The sequence below is a fragment of the Paenibacillus sp. B01 genome (assembly GCF_009649995.1).
Classification (GTDB): Bacteria; Bacillota; Bacilli; order Paenibacillales; family Paenibacillaceae; genus Paenibacillus_O; species Paenibacillus_O pasadenensis.
In genome coordinates, this window is the sequence record NZ_CP045802.1 from 5,135,747 (window position 1) to 5,157,222 (window position 21,476).

16 protein-coding genes are annotated in these 21,476 nt (G+C 66.2%); 3 read left to right on the forward strand and 13 right to left on the reverse strand.

Annotation, left to right across the window (positions count from 1 at the left end; all coding sequences use genetic code 11):
• Positions 1 to 47: 47 nt before the first annotated feature.
• From fumC to GE073_RS22095, 13 genes are all read right to left on the reverse strand, one after another.
• Positions 48 to 1,436, reverse strand: coding sequence for a class II fumarate hydratase (fumC, locus tag GE073_RS22035; protein WP_153784388.1), 1,389 nt, complete (start codon positions 1,434 to 1,436; stop codon positions 48 to 50).
• A gap of 110 nt (positions 1,437 to 1,546) precedes the next feature.
• On the reverse strand, positions 1,547 to 2,218 hold the full coding sequence (locus GE073_RS22040; protein ID WP_153784389.1) for a bifunctional 2-keto-4-hydroxyglutarate aldolase/2-keto-3-deoxy-6-phosphogluconate aldolase: 672 nt from the start codon (positions 2,216 to 2,218) through the stop codon (positions 1,547 to 1,549).
• Between the two features lie 245 nt (positions 2,219 to 2,463).
• Complete coding sequence (map, locus tag GE073_RS22045; protein ID WP_028598584.1) at positions 2,464 to 3,240, reverse strand: type I methionyl aminopeptidase; 777 nt, start codon at positions 3,238 to 3,240, stop codon at positions 2,464 to 2,466.
• A 114-nt stretch (positions 3,241 to 3,354) separates the two neighbouring features.
• Positions 3,355 to 3,543, reverse strand: coding sequence for a hypothetical protein (locus GE073_RS22050; RefSeq protein WP_021881178.1), 189 nt, complete (start codon positions 3,541 to 3,543; stop codon positions 3,355 to 3,357).
• Positions 3,544 to 3,712: 169 nt separating this feature from the next.
• Complete coding sequence (locus tag GE073_RS22055) at positions 3,713 to 3,913, reverse strand: hypothetical protein (protein WP_153784390.1); 201 nt, start codon at positions 3,911 to 3,913, stop codon at positions 3,713 to 3,715.
• A gap of 367 nt (positions 3,914 to 4,280) precedes the next feature.
• Entirely contained in the window at positions 4,281 to 7,871 is a 3,591-nt protein-coding gene (locus tag GE073_RS22060) for a CheR family methyltransferase (RefSeq protein ID WP_228551707.1), read from the reverse strand.
• A gap of 312 nt (positions 7,872 to 8,183) precedes the next feature.
• Entirely contained in the window at positions 8,184 to 8,882 is a 699-nt protein-coding gene (locus tag GE073_RS22065) for an SOS response-associated peptidase (RefSeq protein WP_028598580.1), read from the reverse strand.
• Positions 8,883 to 8,939: 57 nt separating this feature from the next.
• Entirely contained in the window at positions 8,940 to 9,806 is an 867-nt protein-coding gene (locus GE073_RS22070) for a helix-turn-helix transcriptional regulator (RefSeq protein WP_153784391.1), read from the reverse strand.
• Between the two features lie 115 nt (positions 9,807 to 9,921).
• Complete coding sequence (locus GE073_RS22075) at positions 9,922 to 11,460, reverse strand: response regulator (RefSeq protein WP_028598578.1); 1,539 nt, start codon at positions 11,458 to 11,460, stop codon at positions 9,922 to 9,924.
• A gap of 2 nt (positions 11,461 to 11,462) precedes the next feature.
• Positions 11,463 to 13,256: a sensor histidine kinase gene (locus GE073_RS22080; RefSeq protein ID WP_028598577.1), complete on the reverse strand. Its 1,794-nt coding sequence runs from the start codon at positions 13,254 to 13,256 to the stop codon at positions 11,463 to 11,465.
• A gap of 168 nt (positions 13,257 to 13,424) precedes the next feature.
• Positions 13,425 to 15,146, reverse strand: coding sequence for an ABC transporter substrate-binding protein (locus GE073_RS22085; protein ID WP_153784804.1), 1,722 nt, complete (start codon positions 15,144 to 15,146; stop codon positions 13,425 to 13,427).
• A gap of 140 nt (positions 15,147 to 15,286) precedes the next feature.
• Positions 15,287 to 16,201 carry a carbohydrate ABC transporter permease gene (locus tag GE073_RS22090; RefSeq protein ID WP_028598575.1) on the reverse strand — a complete coding sequence of 305 codons (915 nt, stop codon included), beginning with the start codon at positions 16,199 to 16,201 and terminating at the stop codon, positions 15,287 to 15,289.
• Between the two features lie 12 nt (positions 16,202 to 16,213).
• The gene (locus GE073_RS22095; protein ID WP_084137175.1) at positions 16,214 to 17,104 is read right to left on the reverse strand and encodes an ABC transporter permease; all 891 of its coding nucleotides are present in this window, start codon (positions 17,102 to 17,104) and stop codon (positions 16,214 to 16,216) included.
• A 507-nt stretch (positions 17,105 to 17,611) separates the two neighbouring features.
• Between GE073_RS22095 and GE073_RS22100 the strand changes: the two genes are divergently transcribed.
• The 3 genes from GE073_RS22100 (at position 17,612) to GE073_RS22110 (ending at position 21,454) form a co-directional block, all read left to right on the forward strand.
• Positions 17,612 to 19,279 carry a helix-turn-helix domain-containing protein gene (locus GE073_RS22100; protein WP_164820194.1) on the forward strand — a complete coding sequence of 556 codons (1,668 nt, stop codon included), beginning with the start codon at positions 17,612 to 17,614 and terminating at the stop codon, positions 19,277 to 19,279.
• Between the two features lie 150 nt (positions 19,280 to 19,429).
• Entirely contained in the window at positions 19,430 to 20,434 is a 1,005-nt protein-coding gene (locus tag GE073_RS22105; RefSeq protein WP_052333148.1) for a FecCD family ABC transporter permease, read from the forward strand.
• Positions 20,435 to 21,454 (forward strand): FecCD family ABC transporter permease, encoded by a 1,020-nt coding sequence (locus GE073_RS22110; RefSeq protein WP_028598571.1) that lies wholly within the window; start codon positions 20,435 to 20,437, stop codon positions 21,452 to 21,454.
• Positions 21,455 to 21,476: the final 22 nt, after the last annotated feature.

A 21,476-nucleotide genomic window follows, 5' to 3' on the forward strand; every position in this document is an offset into this window, starting at 1 on the left:
CTGCATCGAGCTGCAAGGACGCTGGCGTCCTTCTTTTCTGCGCCTGCTCAGCGCTTGCCGGTCATCTTCTCCGGACGAACCCACTCGTCGAACTGCTCGGCGGTGAGCAGGCCGCTCTTGAGCGCGCTCTCCTTGAGCGTCGTGCCGTCCTTATGCGCCTGCTTGGCGATCTTGGCGGCGTTCTCGTAGCCGATATGCGGGTTGAGCGCCGTCACCAGCATGAGCGACTGGTCGAGGTTGCGCTGCAGCGTCTCGCGGTTCGGCTCGATGCCGACGGCGCAGTGCTCGTTGAACGACAGCATCGAGTCGGACAGCAGCACGACCGACTGCAGGAAGTTGTAGGCGATGACCGGCTTGAACACGTTCAGCTCGAAGTTGCCCTGGCTGGCCGCGAAGCCGATCGCCGCGTCGTTGCCCATGACCTGGCAGGCGACCATCGTGATCGCTTCCGCCTGCGTCGGGTTGACCTTGCCCGGCATGATCGAGCTGCCCGGCTCGTTCTCGGGAATCGTAATCTCGCCGATGCCGCTGCGCGGGCCGCTCGCCAGCCAGCGCACGTCGTTGGCGATCTTCATCAGATCGGCCGCGAGGCCCTTGATCGCGCCGTGCACCCAGACGATCTGGTCATGCGACGTGAGCGAGTGGAACTTGTTGGAGGCGGTGACGAAGTTGTGGCCGGTAATCTCGGCCACCTCGGCCGCCACCTGCACGGCATAGTCCGGATGGGCGTTGATGCCCGTGCCGACCGCCGTGCCGCCGAGCGCGAGCTCGCGGATCGCGTCGGTGCTGCTCGTCAGCATCCAGCTGGACTTCTCCAGCATCGCTTCCCAGCCGCTGATCTCCTGGCCGAGCGTGATCGGCGTCGCGTCCTGCAGATGCGTGCGGCCGATCTTGACGATGTCGTCGAACTGCACGCTCTTGTCGTGCAGCGTCGCCTTCAGCGTCTCGAGCGCAGGCAGCAGGCGCGTCTGTACGGCGAGGACGGCCGCGATGTGCATCGCTGCCGGGAACGTATCGTTGGAGCTCTGGGAGCGGTTGACGTCGTCGTTCGGATGGATGCGCGTAGACGAGCCCGCTGCCTCGAGCAGCTGGTTCGCGCGGCGGGCGATGACCTCGTTGCAGTTCATGTTCGTCTGCGTGCCGCTGCCCGTCTGCCAGACGACGAGCGGGAACTCGCCGTCATGCTTGCCCTCGAGGATCTCGTCGGACGCGCGGCAGATCGCCTCGGCCTTTTCCGGCTCCAGCACGCCGAGCTTGGCGTTCGCCTGCGCGGACGCCTTTTTGACGATCGTCATCGCCTTCACGATCTCGAGCGGCATCTTCTCCCAGCCGATCTTGAAGTTCTCGCGGCTGCGCTGCGTCTGCGCGCCCCACAGCTTGTCCGCCGGAACCTTGATCTCGCCCATCGTATCCTTTTCAATCCGATATTCCGTCATTCGTTTCTCCGCCTCCTTGAACTCGTTGAACCGCTTTCCGTTTGGTTTGCCGCTATCCATTTTAACGGAAAAAGCGGCCCTCCGCCACCGCGGGAGCCGCTTCTTCGGACTTACTGCGCCTTGGCGTCGCGATACGCCTGCACGTACGCCGCCGCTTGCTGCTCGATCAAGGAGAAATCGCCCGTCTTGACCGCTTCCTTGGTCAGGTCGCCGCCGATGCCGACCGCCACCGCTCCGGCCTTGACCCACTCGCGCAGGTTGCCGAGCGACACGCCGCCGGTCGGCATGACGTTCGCCTGCGGCAGCGGCCCTTTGATCGCCGAGATGACGCTCGGCTCATAGACGCTGCCGGGGAACAGCTTGACGATGTCGACGCCGAGCTCAAGCGCGCTCTGGATTTCGTGGATCGTCATCGCGCCCGGCAGGATCGGCACCGCGTAGCGGTTGCAGAGCTTGATCGTGTCCGGATTGAACGCGGGGGCGACGACGAACTCCGCGCCGGCGAGAATCGCCGCGCGCGCCGTCTCCGGATCGAGCACCGTGCCGACGCCGATGATCGCATGCTTGTCCGAGGCCGGATCAGCTTTGCTGGAATACTCCGCGGCCAGCTGCTCGATCGCGCGCAGCGCGCCCGGCACCGTCATCGTGATCTCGATCGCCTTGATCCCGCCCTTGACCGCATGGCGCGCCATGCGGACGACCTCCTCGGCGGAGTCGGCGCGCAGCACCGCCACGACGCCCGCTTCCGCGACCGCGGCGGTCACTCTCAACTTGTTCAGCATTCGACCATTCCCTCCCCATGATAACCGGATTCATTGTCTCATCCGTCCCGTCCGATCGTCAACCGTTTATCCACAGCCCGGCGCTTCATTTCCTCTCGAAAAGCCCGAAAAAGTTGTCCACATGGGGAAAAGCAACCCAAAAAAAGCCGCTCCTGCCCGCATGGAAGCGCGCGCACGGAGAAGCTTTCCCTCATCCCAGGTCAGTTGTGGATACTGGGGATATTTTTTGTGCATATGTGGACAATTCAGGGGATAACCGCATGGCCCGCCGCGCCCTGCAGGCAGGTGAGGATGACCGGTCCCTGCTCCGTCACCGCGACCGTATGCTCGAACTGGGCCGACCAGGAGCGGTCGCGCGTCCGCGCCGTCCAGCCGTCGCGGTCGATCCACACAGCGCCGTCGCCGGCGGCAAGGATCGGCTCGACGGTGAGCACCATGCCGGGCTCGAGCCGCGCGCCGCTGCCGGCCAGCCCGGTGTGGCCGACCTCCGGCGCTTCGTGGATCGACTGGCCGATGCCGTGGCCGGCGAACGTCGCGACGACCGAGCAGCCATGCGCCCGCGCTTCCTTGACGATCGCCGCGCCGATGTCGCCGATTCTCCGCCCGGCGCGGCATTCGGCGACGCCGCGCAGCATCGCCCGCCTGGCCGCCTCCATCAGGCGCGCGGCCTCCGGCTGCGGCCGGCCGATCGCGTACGTCCAGGCCGAGTCGGCTTTCCAGCCGTCGACATCGGCTACCATGTCGATCGTGACGAGATCTCCCTCCTGCAGCGGGATCGAGTCCGGGAACCCGTGGCAGACGACCTCGTTCACCGACGCGCATGTCGCGAACGGATAGCCGCAATAGCCTTTTTGCGCCGGCCTCGCCCCGCGCTCGGCCATCAGCCTTTCCACAAAGCGGTCGATCTCCAGCGTCGTCACTCCCGGAGCGATCCTCCGCCCGATCGCCTCGTGGCATTCGGCCACGATCTGTCCGGCTCTGCGGATGCAGGCGATCTCTTCTTCCGACTTCCATTCCGCCACCCGGCGCCACCCCCGCTTCCTAAAGCTTGCTACATCTTATTCGGGGGAGACGCAAAAAAAGACCCGCGCCTTCCGCGAAGGAAGGGCGGGCCGGTATGTTCATCTCATGTCCGATCAGCTGACGGAAGAATTCATTCTGCCCATTTCATGCTCCACCAGAGAGGTCAATTCGTCCTCATAGCCGCCGGTGATGCGATACTTGCGAATGTAGTCCTTGACGAACTTGCGCGGATCCTTGGGCTGAAAAATTCTCGTGAGTTCCTTGAGGCTTTCCTTGACTTCATTCTGGCTGTGCTTGGCCATGAAATCTCCTCCTCTTACAGTGGATGGTCAGTCCGAAACATCCCAATCGAGAAAACAGCGGCGTCCGGCCGCTCCCCTACGCTGCAGGCACTCCACGGCAGATGAGTGAATGTTTTTATTTTTCACACTATTATAGCACTTGATGCGCGGATAGGAAATAAAATTCCAATCATTGGTCCGCCTGATCCGGCGGATCGTTCGGATCGGACCGGCGGTCCGGCCCCGATCGCGGCCGGCTGTCCCGGGCCTGCTCGACGGTTCCATCTTGCCGCTGACGGGTGTAGAGACGCAGATAAGCGATCACGACGACGATGGCGACCAGCACTCCGAATCCGAGGGTAACCGCTGTCACCCAGCCTTTGACCACCATCCGCGCCGCCTCCCTTCGCTTCTCCAATAACTCCCATCCAGAGAAGTATAGCGTATCGGAAGAGGCGCTTACAACCGTCCGGCTTCCTTCCATTCCCCCTGTTCGAGCCCTGTGCGGCAGGCAGCTGGAATTCCTCGTTCTTCTTAGGAGTATCGGCGAAAAAGGACAAGCTTTTCAGGCTATTACCCGAAAAATCCGCTCCTCAATCAAGCTTGTTCGCCGCTCCTCCCGGCGGCTACCCCCAGTGTATGAGCGCGGACGCCAAAAAAAACCGGAGGGCGCTCCCTCCGGCCTCGGCCTGGCGTCTTCCTCGCCGCCGCGCGGCGGCTTTCCGGCCGCATTTCGCGGCGCCGCCTGCGGGTTCTTCTCAGCCGGCCTGTCCTTGGCCTCCGGCGCTTTCGTCCGCCTGCAGCAGCGGCAGGCCGACATGGCCGACCGTGCCTTTGCCGAGCTCGCTCTCGTAATAGAGCTTGCCGTGATGGTTCTCGACGATCTTGTACGTCATGACGAGGCCGAGCCCCGTGCCCTTCGCCTTCGTCGAGAAGAACGGCTCGCCGAGCTTGGCCAGCTTCTCCTGCGGGATGCCTCCGCCCTCGTCGACGACGCGGGTCCAGATCATGCCGCTGTCGGTCGACGTCTCGACCCGGATCGTGCCGCCCGAGCTCATCGCCTCGATGGCGTTTTTGAGGAGGTTGATGAACACCTGCTTGAGCTGGTTGGCGACGCCGAGCACGTACAGCTCCTCCTCCGGCAGCTCCAGCACGAGCTGCACGTTGTTCATGATCGCCTGCGCCTCGATGAGCATGATGACGTCGCGCAGCACCGCGCCGAGCGAGACGGCATGGAAATCGACCGCTTGCGGCTTGGACAGCACGAGCAGCTCGCTGACGATCTGCTCGATCCGCTCGAGCTCCATCGCCATGATCGAAATATAGTTGCGGCGGTTGTCCTCCTGCATCAGCTTCGTAAAGCCCTTGAGCGAGGTGAGCGGATTGCGGATCTCGTGCGCGATGCCCGCGGCGAGCTGGCCGACCGCTCCGAGCATCTCCGACTTGCGCAGCATCTCCTCCGTCTCCTTGCGGTCGGTGATGTTCTCGGACAGCTTCATGTAGTGGATGACCTCGCCGCGCTTGACGATCGGGAGGAACTTCGCCTGCTCCCAGTAGATTTCCCCGTCCGTGCGGAGGCCGGCGAGCTCGCCCTCCCATACTTCGCCCTCCTGCAGCCGCCTCCAGATGTCCGAGAACGCCGCGCCGCTCGCCTGCCAGTCGTCCAGCTGCTCCAGATGGCGTCCCTGCACCCCCTCCGGCGTGTCCAGGGCCAGATCCAGGTACGGGCTGTTGGCGTAGACGACCTTGCCCCCGAGATCGGAGATGACCATCAGGCTCGGGCTCTGCTCGACCGCGTAGGAGAGGCGCAGCAGCTCCTCGTTCATCTCCTTGAGCTCGGTGATGTCGACGAGCGTGATGATGACGCCCTTGGTCAGATGCTCCAGCGTCCGGTACGGCATCATGCGCATCTTGTACCATTTGCCGCCCCGGCTCTTAATCTCCTTCTCCAGCGAGCGCAGCGACTGCAGCACGCGGGAGGCGTCCTCGATGAAGCCGTCGTAGTAGAACTGATGCGAGATATGGTGGAACGGCCGCCCGATGTCGACGTCGAGCAGGTTGATCTCCTTGGTCACCGCCGGCGTGAAGCGCCGGATGCAGAACTGCGTATCGAGGAAGATCGTGCCGATCTTCGTGCTGACGAGGAACAGGTCCATGTCGTTGTTGAGCTCGGTCAGCTCCTGGATCTTGAACTGGTACTCGGAGTTGATCGTGACGAGCTCCTCGTTGACCGCCTGCAGCTCCTCGTTCGTGCTCTGCAGCTCCTCGTTGGACGCCTCCAGCTCCTCGATCGCCGTCTGCAGCTTCTCCTCGGTCATCCGCAGCTGCTGCTCGAGCCACACCATCTGCCGGCGGACGCTCTCGTCCAGATCGATCTGCTTGACGCCCTCCCGATCCTGCTCGTCCGACTTTTGGAAGACGACGAGGCTGTACGTGCTGAACGCCGAGACCGAACGGGTGAACGGCCGGACGACGACATGCACGCGCTCCTGCCCTTGCGGCGTCTGGATGATGAGATCGCGGAAGCGCACCTCCTGGACGCGGTCCAGGCGGATCTGCTGCAGCGCCGTCACGATCGAGATCGCGAGCGCCGGATCGAGGATCTTGTGCAGGTTCCAGGACGGCTTGCCCTCGGCCGGCGAGAGGAACGGCTGGATGCTGCCCGTCACATGCTGCACCTCCAGCTGCTCGTCGACGAGCAGCGAGGGCAGCATATGCTCGTTGACGTACGTGCTGTAGAACTGGTTCTGGCGCCGGCTCTCCTGGAAGTCCGACGTCATCGACGCCCGCCGGCGTTCCCGTCCGTCCGCTCCCCCGTGCAGGCTGCGACCGCCCTCAAGCAGCAGCTGCGCAGCCGCCGTCAGCTTGCGCGGCCGCATCTTCTGCTTGAAGATGTTCCACTTGCCGCTCGTCGTCTCGAACAGTTGGTCGAGCCTGCCCATCGTCTCGCTCGGCCCCAGGAACAGATAGCCTCCCGCCGCCAGCGCGAAATGGAACAGGGAGAGCACCTTCTGCTGGACTTCCGGCTGCAGGTAGATGAGCATGTTGCGGCAGGTGATGAGGTCGAGGTTGCTGAACGGCGGATCCTTGGTCAGATTATGGGGAGCGAACACGATCATGCGGCGCAGCTCGCGCGTCACCTGGTACGTATCGCCGTGCCGGACGAAAAATCGGGCCAGCCGCTCCTTGCCGACGGTGGACTCGATGGTCAGCGGATAGACGCCGTGATTGGCATAGTCGATCGACTGCTTGTCCACGTCGGTGGCGAAGATCCGGACGGCGATTCGGTCCGCCAGTCCTTCCGCGGCGAGCGCCTCCGAGACGAGCATGGCGATGGAATAGGCCTCTTCCCCGGTCGAGCAGCCGGCGGTCCAGACGCGCAGCTCCGGCGCGGCGGCCTCGCTCTTCTGCCGCAGCAGCTTGGGCAGCACTGTGTCCCGGATGATCTGGAACGCCTCCGGATCGCGGAAGAAATGCGTCACATGGATGAGGAGATCCTGGCGCAGCTCGTAGATCTCGTCCGGCTCCTCCCGGATGTACTCGGCATAGGCCTCGAGCGAGGAGCAGCTTTTTTCCGCCATCCGCTTCTCCATGCGGCGCAGCAGGCTGTTCCGTTTATAAAAGCTGAAGTCGATATTCGTCCGCTCCCGCACCTTTTCCAGGATGAGGGCGACCGCGGCCTCGGACTTGTCCTCGTCGCCGCTGCACGAGGAGAGCACATGCGTCACGCTCGGAATGAGCGACTGCGGCAAGCGGAGCTTCGCCGCGATCTTCTCCGGCGCGAGCACGTAGTCCACATGGCCCGACTCGATCGCGCTGCGGGGCATGCCGTCGAACTTGGCCGTCTCGCCGCTCTGGGCGAACACGATGCCCCCGGCCCGCTTGACCTTCGAGATGCCGCGCGTCCCGTCCGTGCCCGTGCCGGACAGCACGACCGCGATCGCTTGCGAGGCGGCGTCGGACGCCAGCGAGTAGAAGAAGTGGTCGATCGGATAATGGATCTCGTCGGGATGGGGCTCCGCCAGCCACAGCTGGCCCCTGCGCAGCGTCATCGTCTTGCGCGGAGGGATCAGATAGATCGTATTGGGCTCCACCTCCATGCCGTCCCGCACCACATGGATGGTCATCGGCGTGTACAGAGACAGAATTTCATTCATCAGGCTCTTATGGTCAGGCGACAGATGCTGGATGACCGCGAAAGCGAGTCCGCTTTCGGCGCTTGTATGCTGAAAGAAGCTTTTGAGGCCTTCGAGCCCTCCCGCCGAGGCTCCGATGCCTACGACGCGGACCGGTTCGCCGAACTTCGCCATCGTTGCTTCCTGAGCCGGCTCGGGGTTGTTACGCGACACTGGCTGTCCCTCCTCGTTCCCGTTCTGCAGCTGGTTGTCCCCTTTTCCCGCTTTCCTCGGAAACACTTGCAGAAGGGATACTATTCTCCTTTTCCTTTCCATTTCCTCCAATAATAAAAGAGAACCTATCTTTCGCTATAAGCCGGGTTTTTTCGTCTTTATTTGCGCTGGAGGCGGCGATGCCTCCGGGGATCGCGTCCGCCTGACCGGCTGCGCCGGAGGCAGGCCGTACGTACGGTGGAACGTCAAACAGCCCCGCGCGGATTGCTCCGCGCGGGGCTGTTTGCACAAGGACGATAGGGACCGCCGGCGTCACGCCCAGCGAATCTCCTGGATGCAGTCCGGCGCCTCGTAGCGCTCGTCGTCGACGGCGTTGCTGACCGGGTACATGCGCAGCTGGAACGGCTCCAGCGGCTGCAGATGCCGCCGCAGGAACGAGAAGTCGCGGATCGACGGATGCAGCCACTCCTCCATGCCCTCCTCGTCGAGCACGACGGGCAGACGCTCCTGCCACTGCGTCAGGCTGCCGGACGCCGGCACCGTGACGATCGTCGCCGCCCGCTCGAGCCGTCCGTCCGGAGAGCGCCACTCCTCGTACAGGCCGGCCATGCCGAACAGCGGACGGCCCTGCACCTGGATATGCATCGCGCGCGGCTGCCGCTGGCGGCCTTCCTCGCGCCGCGCCGCCTTGCCCTCCTCCTCGAGACGTTCCCAGCCGTACATGCCGCTGCACGGAATGACGCAGCGTCCTCCGGCCAGCATGCGCTTGAAGTAGGGCTTGGCCTCCAGCGAGGAGGCGTCGGCGTTGACCGAATCCCGCGCCCAGAACGGAAACAGGCCCCATCGCCCCTCGTCGAGGATGCGTACGCCGTGGCGGTCGTTGCGGACGAGCGGGATCGGTCGCGTGGGCGCGATGTTGTAGCGCGTCGCCTCAAGCGGCTCATGCTTCTGGATGCGGAACTGCTGCTTCAGCTCGCCGATGTCGGTGGCGAGGGAAAAACGGATGCACATGGGGTCTACCTCCCGGATGGTGGCTTGCTGCCCTTAGCATCCGCAGGAGGTGGAATATTATTCATGGGGGCGAGGAGGCTCCGCCGTGAACCGCTTGCGGAAGCGCAGCGGCGGCAGGCCCGCATGCGCCGCGAACAGGCGCGTGAAATGCGGCAGCTGCCGGAAGCCGCATGCCTCGGCGACCTGCGCGATCGGCCAGTCGGTCGACAGCAGCAGCAGCTTGGCCTGGTCGAGGCGGTAGAACTGCAAGTACTGCTGCGGCGTGCAGCCGTACACCTCGACCATGCAGCGCGCGATGTACACCGCGTGGAAGCCGAGCGCCTCCGCCAGCTCGGCGTTGCTCGCGGGCTCGAGCCAGCGCCGCTTCATATAGGCGGCCGCCTGCTCGGCCACCGCCCGCGCGGCCGCCTCCGGCAGCGCCGGACGGCCGGCCGCCTCGAGCGCGCGCAGCAGCTCGCCGAAGCGCTGCTGGCGCAGCCAGAAGCCGTCCGGCTCGGCATCGGCCGCGGCCGCGGCGAGCCGGCCGAACGCGTCCTCCGCCTCGCGGGCGTCGATCAGCCGCGGCAGCCGGATCGCGTGCGTGTAATGGTCGCCGAGCAGTCCCGGCTCGCTGCCGGCGGCCGTCTCCTCCCAATCGCCGGAGCTCTGGAAGTGCACGAGCTCGACCTCCGTCTCCTCGGCGCACGCCCCGCCGCTCCAGCGGGCGGCTCCCGGAGGCAGCAGCAGCGCCTGGCCGGCCTCGGCCGTCCACAGCCGCTGCGCCTCGCGGATCCTCAGCCTGCCCCGACGCACGTACAGCAGCTCGAACCATCCCAGGTCGATCCGGCCGGGATGCTCCTCTCCCGCGCCGTACGTCCGCCGCCGCGCGTCCACGAGGAACGGCAGCGGCGGGCAGCGGAACGTCATGACGGGCATATCCTGCATCGAACCATCTCTCCTGCCTGAGGGGCCTTGCGCCCCGATTAAAAGGGAAGGCCGGGCGCCCGCTCGGGGACGCCCGGCTTCCCGGACCGAACCTATTCTACCAAATTCGCGGCCCTCAGGACAGGCCGGGGTCGGAGCCGGCCGATTTCTTGTAGGAGGAAGGCGGCTTTCCGGTCGCTTTCTTGAACTTGGCATGGAAATAGTCCACGTTGCCGTAGCCGACCTTCTCGGCGGCCTGGCGCACCTTCATGCCGCCCTCGAGCATGGCGATCGCGCGCTCGATGCGCAGCTGGTCGAGATAGGCGTTGAACGACAGGCCGGTATGGCTCTTGAACAGCTTGCCGAGATACCCGCTGTTGTAGCCGTACAAGCCGGCGAGCATCTCGAGCCGCAGCGGCTCGGCGTAATGGCGCTCCATGTAGGCGAGCATGCGCCGCATCACGGAGCCGCTGTCTCCGGCGTCCAGCTTCGCGGAAAGCTCGGCGAGCTGCCGCTCCAGCTCGGCCAGCAGGCCGCCGAGCCGGGCCTGGCGGTAGACGCCCGCCGCGAGCCCCGCATGCGCCGCCGGAGCGAAGCCGTCGACCGCCGAGGCGAGCTCCGCCAGCGCCAGCCCGCACAGCTCGGCCATCGCTCCGGCCAGCGCCGGCCGCGAGCTGTCCGCCGCGGCGAAGCTCCACGCCGCCTCCTCGAGCGTCTCGCGCAGCCGCTCGCGATTGCCCGTCTCGATCGACTGGACAAGCCGCTTGGCGAGCTGAGCCGTCTCCTCCGGCCCCGGCGGGCCGCCGCCCGCTCCGTCCGCGCCGAGCCGGGCCGCCAGCGGCTCCGGCAGCCGCTCGTGCACGCAATCCGGCTCCAGCGCGAACCGATGCCGCAGCAGCTCCGCCGCCTCGCGGCAGGAGCGGGCCAGCTCGGCAGCGCCGGCGTCGGCGCCGAGCGCGGCGGTGCAGCCGGCCTCCGGCAGCGCCGCCTCCAGCAGCCGGCGCGCCAGCCGCCGCCCGGCGTCTCCGCCCGGCACGAGCAGCGCCGCCGCACCGGCGGACCGCACGGCCGGGCCGAGCCCGGCGCCGGCCGCATGGGCGGACAGCCGCTCGCGCAGCCGCTCCGCCCCGGCGGCGTCGCCCTCCGGAGGCTCGACGAGCAGCACGCGCCACGGACCGGGTCCGCCGGCGAGATCCGCCGCCTCCGCCTCGTCCGGAGCGTCCGCGGAGCCGTCCAGCAGCGCCAGCAGCGCGGCCTCGCGGTCCGGCCCGTCCGCCCCGCCGCCCGTCTCCCGCCGCTCCTCCCGCAGCGACTGCGAGATCCGCTCGGCGTAAGCCTCGAGCTCCTCCTCGTCGACCGGCTTGAGCAGATAGCCCTCGATGCCGAGCCGGATCGCTTGCTGCGCGTAGGCGAAGTCGGCGTGGCCGCTCAGCACGAGCACGCGGCAGGCACGGTCCGAGCGGCGGATCTCCTCGACCAGCTCGAGTCCGCTGCGCTTCGGCATGCGGATGTCGACGACGACCAGATCCGGCTCCAGCTCGCGGAACAGGCGCAGGCCGTCCTCGCCGTCCACGCCGAGGCCGGCTACGCGGAAGCCGTGCCTTTCCCAATCGACCAGCGTCTGCAGCCCTTCCCGGATCGCCGGCTCGTCGTCGACGATCAGCAGCTTGAACATGATCATCCCTCCTTGTCGCGGATGCGGAAGAAGACGCGCGTGCCCTCCCCCTCCTTGCTTTCGATCGTCAGGCCGCTCTCCCGGCCGAAGCCGAGCGCGAGCCGCTGATGCACGTTGCGCAGGCCGATCCGATGGCCCTTGTCCTCGGCCTCGTCGTCGAGCGCCTGCCGCACCTGCTCCAGCCGCTCCGGCGCCATGCCGACGCCGTTGTCCGCCACCTCGACCTCCAGCTCTCCGTCCTCCGTCAGCCTGGCGCGGACGGTGACGCGGCCGCCCTCGCCGATGCCCTCGAGCCCGTGCACGACGGCATTCTCGACGAGCGTCTGCACGATCAGGGGCGGCACGGGCATCGCTGCGGCCGCCTCGCCCGCGACGAGCTCGTAGGCGAGCCGCTCGCCGCCGTAGCGGAACTTCTGGATCTCCAGGTAATACCGGACGATCTCCAGCTCCTCGGCGAGCGCGATATGCCGGGAGCCGATCTCGATGTTGTTGCGGATGAGCCGGCCGAGCATGCGCACGACCGAGGCGATCTCTTTCTCGCCTTTCATATGGATGCGCATCCGGATCGACTCCAGCGCGTTGAACAGGAAATGCGGGTTGATCTGGCTCGCCATCATCTTGAGCTTGATGTCCCGCTGCCGCAGCTCCATGTCGACCCGCTGGCGGTGCGACTCCTCGACCTCCGCCATCAGCTCGCGGATGTTGGCGACCATCAGGTTGAACTGGCGGGACAGCAGGCCGATCTCGTCCGTGCCCTGGATGTCGGAGTACACGTTGAAATCGCCCTTGCTGATGCGCGACATGTTGCGGTAGAGCACGAGCGTGCGGCGCGTCAGCACGCTCGACACGATCCAGATGAGCACGAGCCCGACGCCCATGCTGGCGGCAAGCACGCCGAGGCCGAGCAGGGCGACGCGGTTCGCCTCGCCGACGATGCTCTCGACGCGGAACAGGCTGACGATGCGCAGCCCGCTGACGCTGGAGCGGGGCAGCAGATCCTCGATGAAAACGCGGTACGCCGCGCCGTCGATCTGCTGCTCGTACGTTCCTGCGCCCAGCTCGGCCAGATCGGGCATGTCCAGCTCCCGCAGGTTGCGGCCGACCCAGCCGCTGTCGCGCGCCGCGACGATCATGCCGTCGGCGTCCGCGATCACCGTGTCGTACGGCTCCTGCTTCAGCATCGCATTGAAGAGGTCGGAGTTGACCTCGATGACGAGGATGCCGCTCGAGCGGTACTCCGGGAACGGAATCCGCCGCACGAGGCTGAGCTGCCTGCCGCTCAGCACGGACTCGCCGGAGACATAGCTCCAGTGGATGCCGTCCTTCTCCGCCGCGGCCCGATGCCAAGGCTGGCGCTGAATCTCCGGCGTCTCCAGCACGAACTCCCCGTTGTTCAGCAGCGTCTCGTTGGAATGGTACATCCGGATGCCGGACACCTCGCGGTAGAGGCTGGACGCATCGGTGAAGCTCGTGAAGTCCCACAGCGCCTTGGTCGCCTCGTACACCGTCTCGTACCTGCCCGCGACCGTCTCCTTGAGCGACTCGCTGATCATGTAGTCGTCGGAGAGGTCGATCGGCACGCGCAGGACGTCGGACACTTGCGTCACGATCTTGTCCACGTTGTTCGTCGTCTGCCGGGTCGCCTGCTCGAGCACGTTGCTCCGATACGCCGCCGTCAGGAACAGGCCCGCGATCAGGACGGGCACGAGCACGACGATGAGGAACGCGATGAACAGCTGGTTTTTGAGCCGGAGGTTGTTGAAGCTCCGGATGATGCGGGATGCGAGTGCGCGCATGCGGTTCCTTCTCTCTGCCCGCTTGCCGGACGCGCCGCCCCGACGCCCCGCAAGCTTTTCCTCTATCGTAAGACAGCCGCTCCAGCCGCACAATCGCCAAGGGCTCCCTGTTCCGAAAGGAACAGGAAGCCCTGCCTCAGGCCGCGGTCGCGCTGCCTTGCGGAAGCCTTATTTCGCCGACCACTGCTCCACGCGGTCCTTGACCGCCTGGGTGTAGATCTCCTCGGCTTTTTTGAGGTTGACCTTGTCGAGCTGGGCCAGCATGTCGTCGAAGACTTTGTCGAAATCTTCCGGCTTGGCGAGAATCGCCTCCGGAACCTTTTTCCAGATGATGTCCTCGGCCTTCTTGAAGATGACGTTGTAGTCCGGATCGGTCGGAGCCGGAATGTTCCACGCCGCGCCGTAAGGACGCTCCTTGAACTCGCTCGGTTTCGGGAACAGGTCGATCCACGTCGACGCGCCGTAGGCTTGAAGCGTCTCTTTCTCCGCCGGCGTATAGCCCTCGATGATCTGCTCCGGGAAGTTGGTCGTGTAGTAGTTGCCGGACGGATCCTTCACGCCGTCGCCGTAGTGAGGGCCCATCGCGTAGTACAGCCCGATGCCCGTCGATTTCGTGAAGTTGGCGTTGTCTTCCGTCTTCTGCTTCTGGATGTCGGCCGGAATGACGCGCTTGCCGTCCTGCACCTCGTAATGCTTTCCTTCGATGCCCCAGTTGCGCAGCACCTGGCCTTCATCGGAGGCGAGCCAGTCCAGGAACTTGATCGCGCGCACCGGATCCTTGCAGCTCTCGGTGATGGCGATGCCGTAGCCGGCCATGAAGCCCGTCGGCGCGAAGCTGGCGTCCTTGAACTCGGAGGACATCGTCACCGGCAGATGGGCGTACGTATACGCGCCGTCTTCCTTGGTCTTGATCGCGTTCTCCGCGTCGGCGTAGCCCCATTCCTGGTCGATCAGACCGAGCACGCGGCCGCTGGCGATCTTGGCCTTGTACTGGTCGCTCTTCTGGACGAACGCTTCCTTGTCGAGCAGCCCCTCGTTGAACATCTTGTTCAGCCAGCGGATGTATTCGCGCTCCTCGGGACGCTTGATATGGAAGGAAGCCTCGTACGTCTCGGGATTGATGTAGTACTCGCCGTCGTCCGGCAGTCCCGTCGCGAGGAAGGCCGGGTTCGTCACCGTAATCATGATCCGCCAGTTGTCGGCGTCGAGCGTCAGCGGAATCGTCGGCTGTCCGTCCGTCGTCGGATGCTTGGCATAGTACGTCTTGAGCGCGTTCTCGTAGTCCTCGAGCGTCTTGATCTGCGGGTAGCCGAGCTCCTTGAGCACGCGCTGCTGCAGCTCGAAGCCGCCGCCGGCGTCGAAGTACGTCTGGTCGATGGAATCGTTGGTCGGCAGCACGTAGATCGCCGGGTCCTCCTTGCTGTACTTGAGGCGCTGCATGTACTTGCCGTACACCTTCTTGAGGTTCGGCGCATGCTCTTCGATAAGGTCGGTCAGGTCGAGCACCGCGCCGGCGTCGACGAGCTTGTTGATGTCGCCCTTGGCGAACACCATGTCCGGATACTGGCCGCTCGCCGCCATCAGGGCGATCTTGTCGGTGCCGCCGCCGGATACCGCGTATTCGGCCTTGATCGTGACGCCGGTCTTCTCCGTGATGGCTTTGCCGACCTCGTCCTGCATGTTGTTCCAGTTCGGGCTCGCGTCCGCTCCGAAGAAGCTGAACGTGATCGGATCGGCCTTCGCCTCTCCGCCCGCATCCGTGCCCGCATTCGCGGCGGAGTTCGCCGCCGGAGCGTTGCCGTTGCCGTTGTTGCCGCTGCCGCTGCAGCCCGCCGTCACGGCGAGCGCGCCGGCCAGCACGAGCATCGCCGCCGTCCGCGTCTTTTTCATCTGCAATACCTTCATGTCGTTGCCTCCCATTCTTTGTATGACCCTAACCGGATGCGATCATGCCGTCTTGCAAAGATGAAGCGCATACAATCTTGCTTTTATTAGAAGGGCCGCGTAGGGCGGCCCGGCTAACCGTCAGGCTATGCCTTGACCGCGCCCAGCGTCATGCCGCCGACGAAGTACCGCTGCAGGAACGGATACACGACAAGGATCGGCACGGTGACGACGATCGTGATCGCCATCTTGATCGACTCCGGCGACACCTGGTTCATCAGCTTGGACAGGTCCTCGTTGCTGCCGCGCATGTTCGCCCCGCCCTGCTGCGTGCTCTGGAGCACCTTCATCAGCTCGTACTGGAGCGTCGTCCACGTCTCGTTCGAGCCGTTGTACAGGTAGGTGTCGAACCAGGAGTTCCACTGCCCGACCGCTAGGAACAGCGCGATCGTGGCGAGCGCCGGCTTGCACAGCGGCAGGATGATGCGCCAGTAGATCGTGAAGTCGTTCGCGCCGTCGAGCTTGGCCGACTCCTGCAGCGCGTACGGCAGTCCGTCGATGAACGAGCGGATGATGAACACGTTGAACGCGCCGACCATGCCGGGCAGAACGTACACCCAGAACGTGCCGATCAGATGCAGGTCCCGCATGAGCAGGTACACCGGAATGAGTCCGCCGGAGAAGTACATCGTCAGCGCCAGGAACACCGAGACGAAGCGGCGCGCCTGGAAGTCGACGCGGCTGAGCGTGAACGCCAGCATCGAAGCGCTGGCGAGGCCGAGCACGGTGCCCACCACCGTCCGCAGCACCGACACCTGGAGGCCCTGCAGCAGTCCCTCGTAGGCGAAGATGACGCGGTAGTTCTCGAAGGTGAACTCCCTCGGGAGGATGGTGATGCCTCCCCGCACCGTATCCTGGGAGTTGTTGAGCGAGATCGCCAGCACGTTCAGGAATGGATAGAGGGTGATGACGAGGAGTATCAGCATGATGATGATGTTGATGACGTCGAATGTCTTTTCGCCGCGGGTGGCGTTGAAGCCGCCCGCCGTTGCCCTTGCCATGGATACCCCTCCTTACATGATGCTTTCCTTGGTGACCTTCTTCAGCACGCCGTTCGCGGCGAATAGGAGCAGGATGCTGACCACCGAGTTGAAAATGCCGATCGCCGTGCCGAAGCTGAATCGGCCCAGGTTGAGGCCGTAGTTCAAGGCGTACAGGTCCAGCACCTCGGAATAGTCCATGACCAGATTGTTGCCGAGCAGGAACTGCTTCTCGAAGCCGATGCTGATGAGATGGCCGATGCTCATGATGAGCAGCACCGAGATCGTCGTGCGGATGCCCGGCAGCGTGATATGCCACATCTGCTTGAGCCGGTTCGCCCCGTCGACGCGGGACGCCTCGTACAGCTCCGGGTCGATGCCGGAGATGGCGGCGAGGTAGATGATCGCGTTCCAGCCGAGCTCCTTCCACAGGTCGGAGGCGGTGACGATGCTCCAGAACCATTCGCCCTTGGCGAGGAACTGGATCGGCTGGTCGATCAGGTTCAGGCCGAGCAGCAGGTCGTTCACCGCGCCGCCTTCGGTGGACAGCATCTTGGTGACGATGCCGGCGACGACGACCCAGGAGACGAAGTGAGGCAGATACGACACCGTCTGCACCGTCCGCTTGAAGTACTTGCCCCGCAGCTCGCTGAGCAGCACCGCGAACAGGATCGGCACCGTGAAGCCGACGATCAGCCCCATGAAGCTCATCGCCAGCGTGTTGCGCATGACCAGGTAGAACCGCTCGTCCGTGAACAGGTCGACGAAGTGCTTGAAGCCGACCCAGTCCTGCTCCATGAACGTGCGTCCCGGCTTGAAGTCCTGGAACGCCATCGTCCAGCCCCAGAGGGGCAGGTAGCTGAACACGAACACCCAGAGGACGAACGGGATCGCCATGAAATAAAGCACCTTCTGCGACTTCATCTTGCGCCAGAAGCGGGAGAGTCCGCTCTGCTCGGCCGCGCCCGCAGCCGCCTGCTTGCCGGGCGTCTTGTCTGTGTATGCTTCCAAGGCTGCTTTCGACCTCCTTGCTGCGTGCCGTTTCGGCTCGCCAGCGGGCTCTCTTGGCTGGCGTGACGCAAGCGCGAATGCCGATGGACGCCGGCGCCGAAGGCGGCTAGCTCCATAGGCTTCGCGGCTCGCCGGACGGCCGCCCGGCAAGCGCTCATCGCAAGCGCCGCTCGACCGGTTTCCGTACATCCGCCAACCTCATGCCCTAATGGTAACGCATACAGAATGCGCTTCCTACCGGACGGATCGGAGCGAAAATCAGATAGAAATCGGAGATTGGCGGAAGCGGTTTCGTCCGCGGCCGCCGGCTCCGGCCGCTTCGCGCCGGACGCGGCATGCGCCCGCCTGCTCGCCGGCATGCGATATGCTAAGATGGAAGCAACGAATCCGGCTCGCCGAAGCCGTCTGGAGGTGCAAGCCATGCTTCCCCGATGGAGCAAATCGTTTCTGAAAGGCGCCATCTATGAAATCGAGGAGGCCGGCTCCTCCGCTTCCGTACCGGACTGGGCCGGCTCCTCCGACCCGCTCTCCCACTTCGCGCTCATCGCCGCCGTGCGAGGCGAAGCGCTCTGGCAGCCGGACGACGGCCTGCCGCCCATGCGGCTGAAGGGCGACTCGGTGCTGCTGCTCTCTCCCGGCGAAGCCCCGCGGCTGGAGCCGGAGGGGAGCGAGAGCGTCGAGCTCCAGTGGATCGTCTTCGACCTGTTCCTGCCGGAGTCGCGGCTCGGCGAGCGGCGCAGCTTCGTCCGCCAGACGGCGATGCCGCTGCAAGGGCTGCTGCGCGTGTCCGGCCAGCGGCATCGCCGGCTGCTGCGCAGGCTCGCTGCCCAAGCCGTCCAAGCCCGCGAGCACGGATGGCATGGCGCGCAGCAGCTGCTCCACGATCTGCTCGCCTCGCTGATCGCCGGCGCCCGTCCGGCAGCGAGGGACGAGCTGCTGGACCGGCTCGACCGGGCTGCGGAGACGATGCAGGCCGCCTACCGGGAGCCGCTGCGCATCGAGTCGCTCGCCGAGGAGGCCGGCCTGCATCCGGGATATTTCTCGCAGGTGTTCAAGCAGCGCTGGGGCAAGACGCCGCTCGCTTACCTGACCGCCATCCGGCTGAACCGGGCCAAGGAGCTGCTGCTCGGCGAAGGGCGGCAGCGGCCGATCCGGGAGATCGCCGCGGAATGCGGCTACCCCGACGAGTTTTACTTCAGCCGCCGCTTCAAGGCGGACGCGGGCCGCTCGCCCGCCCGCTACGCCGCCTCCGCGCCCGCCCGCATCGTCTGCCTGTCGGCGCCGTACACGGATCATCTGCTCGCGCTGGGCGTGCAGCCGGCCGCCGCCCAGCTGCCGGCCTATGCGCTCGCGCCCGATGCGCTGGCGCGCGGGCTGCGGCTGCCGGAGCATGCGGTCGATCCTTGGGAGGCGCAGCGCGGCGACTTCGAGGAGCTGCGCCCGGAGCTGATCCTGTGCAAGCCCAATGTCGAGGCCAAAGCGCGCGAGCAGCTCGCCGACATCGCGCCGGTCCGCAGCGTCCCCTGGAACGGGCTGGACGTGTACGGCCAAATGGAGGAGATCGCCCGCCTGACCGGCCGCGCGGACGAGGCGCGGCGCTGGCGGGAGCGGCATGACGCGCTGGCTGCCCGCGTGCGCTCCCGCACGGAAGCGGCCGTCGGCGCCGCCAGCTTCACCTGCCTGGCGGCGATGAGGCGCGGCCTGCGCATCTATGGCGAGCGCAACCTCGGGCATGCGCTCTACCGCTCGCTCGGCTACGCCCCGGGCGGACGCATCGCGGACGAGCTGCGGCAGCATCCGCCCGGCACCGGCTTCAACTGGACCGCCATCGCTCCGGACGAGCTGCGCCGCTACGAATCGGACGCGCTGCTGCTGTTCGCCGGGAGCCCTCAGGAACGGGAGGAGCTGCTGGAGCTCGTCGCCCGCAATCCCCATTGGCAGCGCCATCCGGCGATCCGCTCCGGCCGCTGGGCGCTGCTCGACCGCGGCTTCTGGCTGCCGTACGCTCCCGGCGCGTTGCTCCGCCAGCTGGAGGAGCTGGAGCCGCTCCTGCCTCGGCTGATGGCCGGGCAAGCCGCCCCCTTTTGATCCGCTTTCCCCGATCTGAAAAATGTCCAGTCCACATTCCACAATCTCCACATGGACTCCGCCCCGAAAGCTGGTATACTGGGGCTTGTCCCTTTTTGACTGATAATGATTCTCGCTCTCACCGACCTGAAGGAGGCTTTGCCGCTTGTGATGAGCCATTCCCGCCGCTGGACGAAGGCGGCCGCATTTTCCGCCTCTGCCGCCCTGGTGCTGCTGCTGCTCGCAGCCGCTCTGGCCTACGGCGCCAAGGACGTCTCGCTTCCCGTCATCTGGGAGGCGCTGACCGCCTACGACCCGAGCCTGCCGGAGCATGCCGCGATCCACGGCCTGCGGCTGCCCCGGGCGCTGGCCGCGCTGCTCGTCGGCGCCTCGCTCGGGGCGGCCGGCGCCCTCGTCCAAGGCGCGACGCGCAACGCGCTCGCCGATCCGGGCGTGCTCGGCATCAATGCCGGCGCCGCGCTCGCCGTCGTGCTCTGCTTCGCGCTCAGCCCGTGGATGGGCTACGGACTCGTCATGCTCGCGTCCTTCGGCGGGGCGGCGGCCGCTACCGCGGTCATCGCGCTGCTGGCCTGGCTGTCGCGCGGCGGCTTCGCCACGCTCGAGCTGACGATCGGCGGAGCGGTCGTGTCCGCGATGGCGCATAGCCTCGCCGTGGGCCTGGCAATCTATTTCGAGCTGAGCCAGGACTTGGCGTTCTGGTATGCGGGCGGCTTGGCCGCCGTCCGCTGGGAGCAGCTGCGGCTGCTCGCTCCCGTGCTCGTCCTCGGCTTGCTGCTGGCCGTGCTGCTCGGCCGCCGGCTGTCGCTGCTTTCCCTTGGCGACGAGGCCGCCGAAGGACTCGGCGCCCGCACCGGCCGCACGCGTCTGGCCGCGCTCGGCCTGATGGCCGTGCTGGCCGGAGCCTCCGTATCCGCGGCCGGCAGCATCGGCTTCATCGGCTTGATCGCCCCGCATGCGGCGCGCAGGCTCGCCGGCACCGACTATCGGCTCGTCGTGCCGCTGTCCGCGCTGCTCGGCGCGGCGCTGCTCCTCGCAGCCGATCTCGCCTCGCGCACGGTCCAGCCGCCGCGCGAGTTCGCCGTCGGCGCGATGGCGGCGTTCGTCGGCGTGCCGTTCTTCCTGTACTTGGCCCGCCGCGAGAGGAGGGAGCTGTAGATGCCCGCCTCCCTCTCCCCGCGCTCCCGCAAGGCGCTGCTCGCCGCGCTGGCGCTGGCGGCCGTAGCGGCGGCGATCGCGCTCGCCAGCCTCAATGCCGGCACGCTGCGCCTCGGCCCTGACGCCGTGCTGCGCACGCTGCTCGGCGGCGGGACGGAGCAGGAGCAGCTCGTGCTGTTCCAATACCGTCTGCCCCGCATCGTGGTGACGATGCTCGCCGGCATCGGACTCGGCGTCGCCGGAGCGGTACTGCAGGGCGCGACGCGCAACGGATTGGCCGATCCCGGCCTGCTCGGCATCCATGCCGGATCGGCGCTCGGCCTGATGCTGTTCATCTCCTTCTTTCGCACGCTGGAAGGATCGGCCGCGCTCTGGATTCCCGCCTTCAGCTTCGTCGGCGGCACGGCAGCCGCGGCGATCGTCTTCCTGCTCTCCTGGAGCCGGACTCGCGGCTTGCAGCCGATCCAGCTGCTGCTCGTCGGCATCGCCGTCGAGGCCGGCCTCAGCGCGGCGACCTTGATGCTGTCGCTGCGGCTCGACCCGGACACGTACGCCTTCGCCGCGCGCTGGCTCGCCGGTAGCGTATGGGGGCGCGATCCGATCCACGCGTGGACGCTGCTGCCCTGGATCGCGCTGCTGACGCCGCTCGTCTACCGAGCCTCGCGCCAGCTCGATCTGCTCGCTCTCGGCGACGCTCTCGGCACCGGCCTCGGCCAGCCGGTGCAGCGCAGCCGCCTGCTGCTGGCGCTGGCCGCCGTCGCGCTGGCGGCATCCAGCACGGCGATGACCGGCAGCATCGGCTTCATCGGCCTCGCCGCTCCGCATCTCGCGCGCCGGATCGCCGGCCCGCAGCATCGGCACTTCCTGCCGATCGCCGCTCTGTGCGGCCTCATCCTGCTGCTGTCGGCGGACACGATCGGCCGCTCGCTGTTCCAGCCGGTCGCCATCCCCGCCGGCGTCGTCTGCGCCGCCATCGGCGGCCCCTATTTCCTGTATCTGCTGTTCAAACGCAGGCGCTAGCCGCCGAAGCGACCCTATTCCT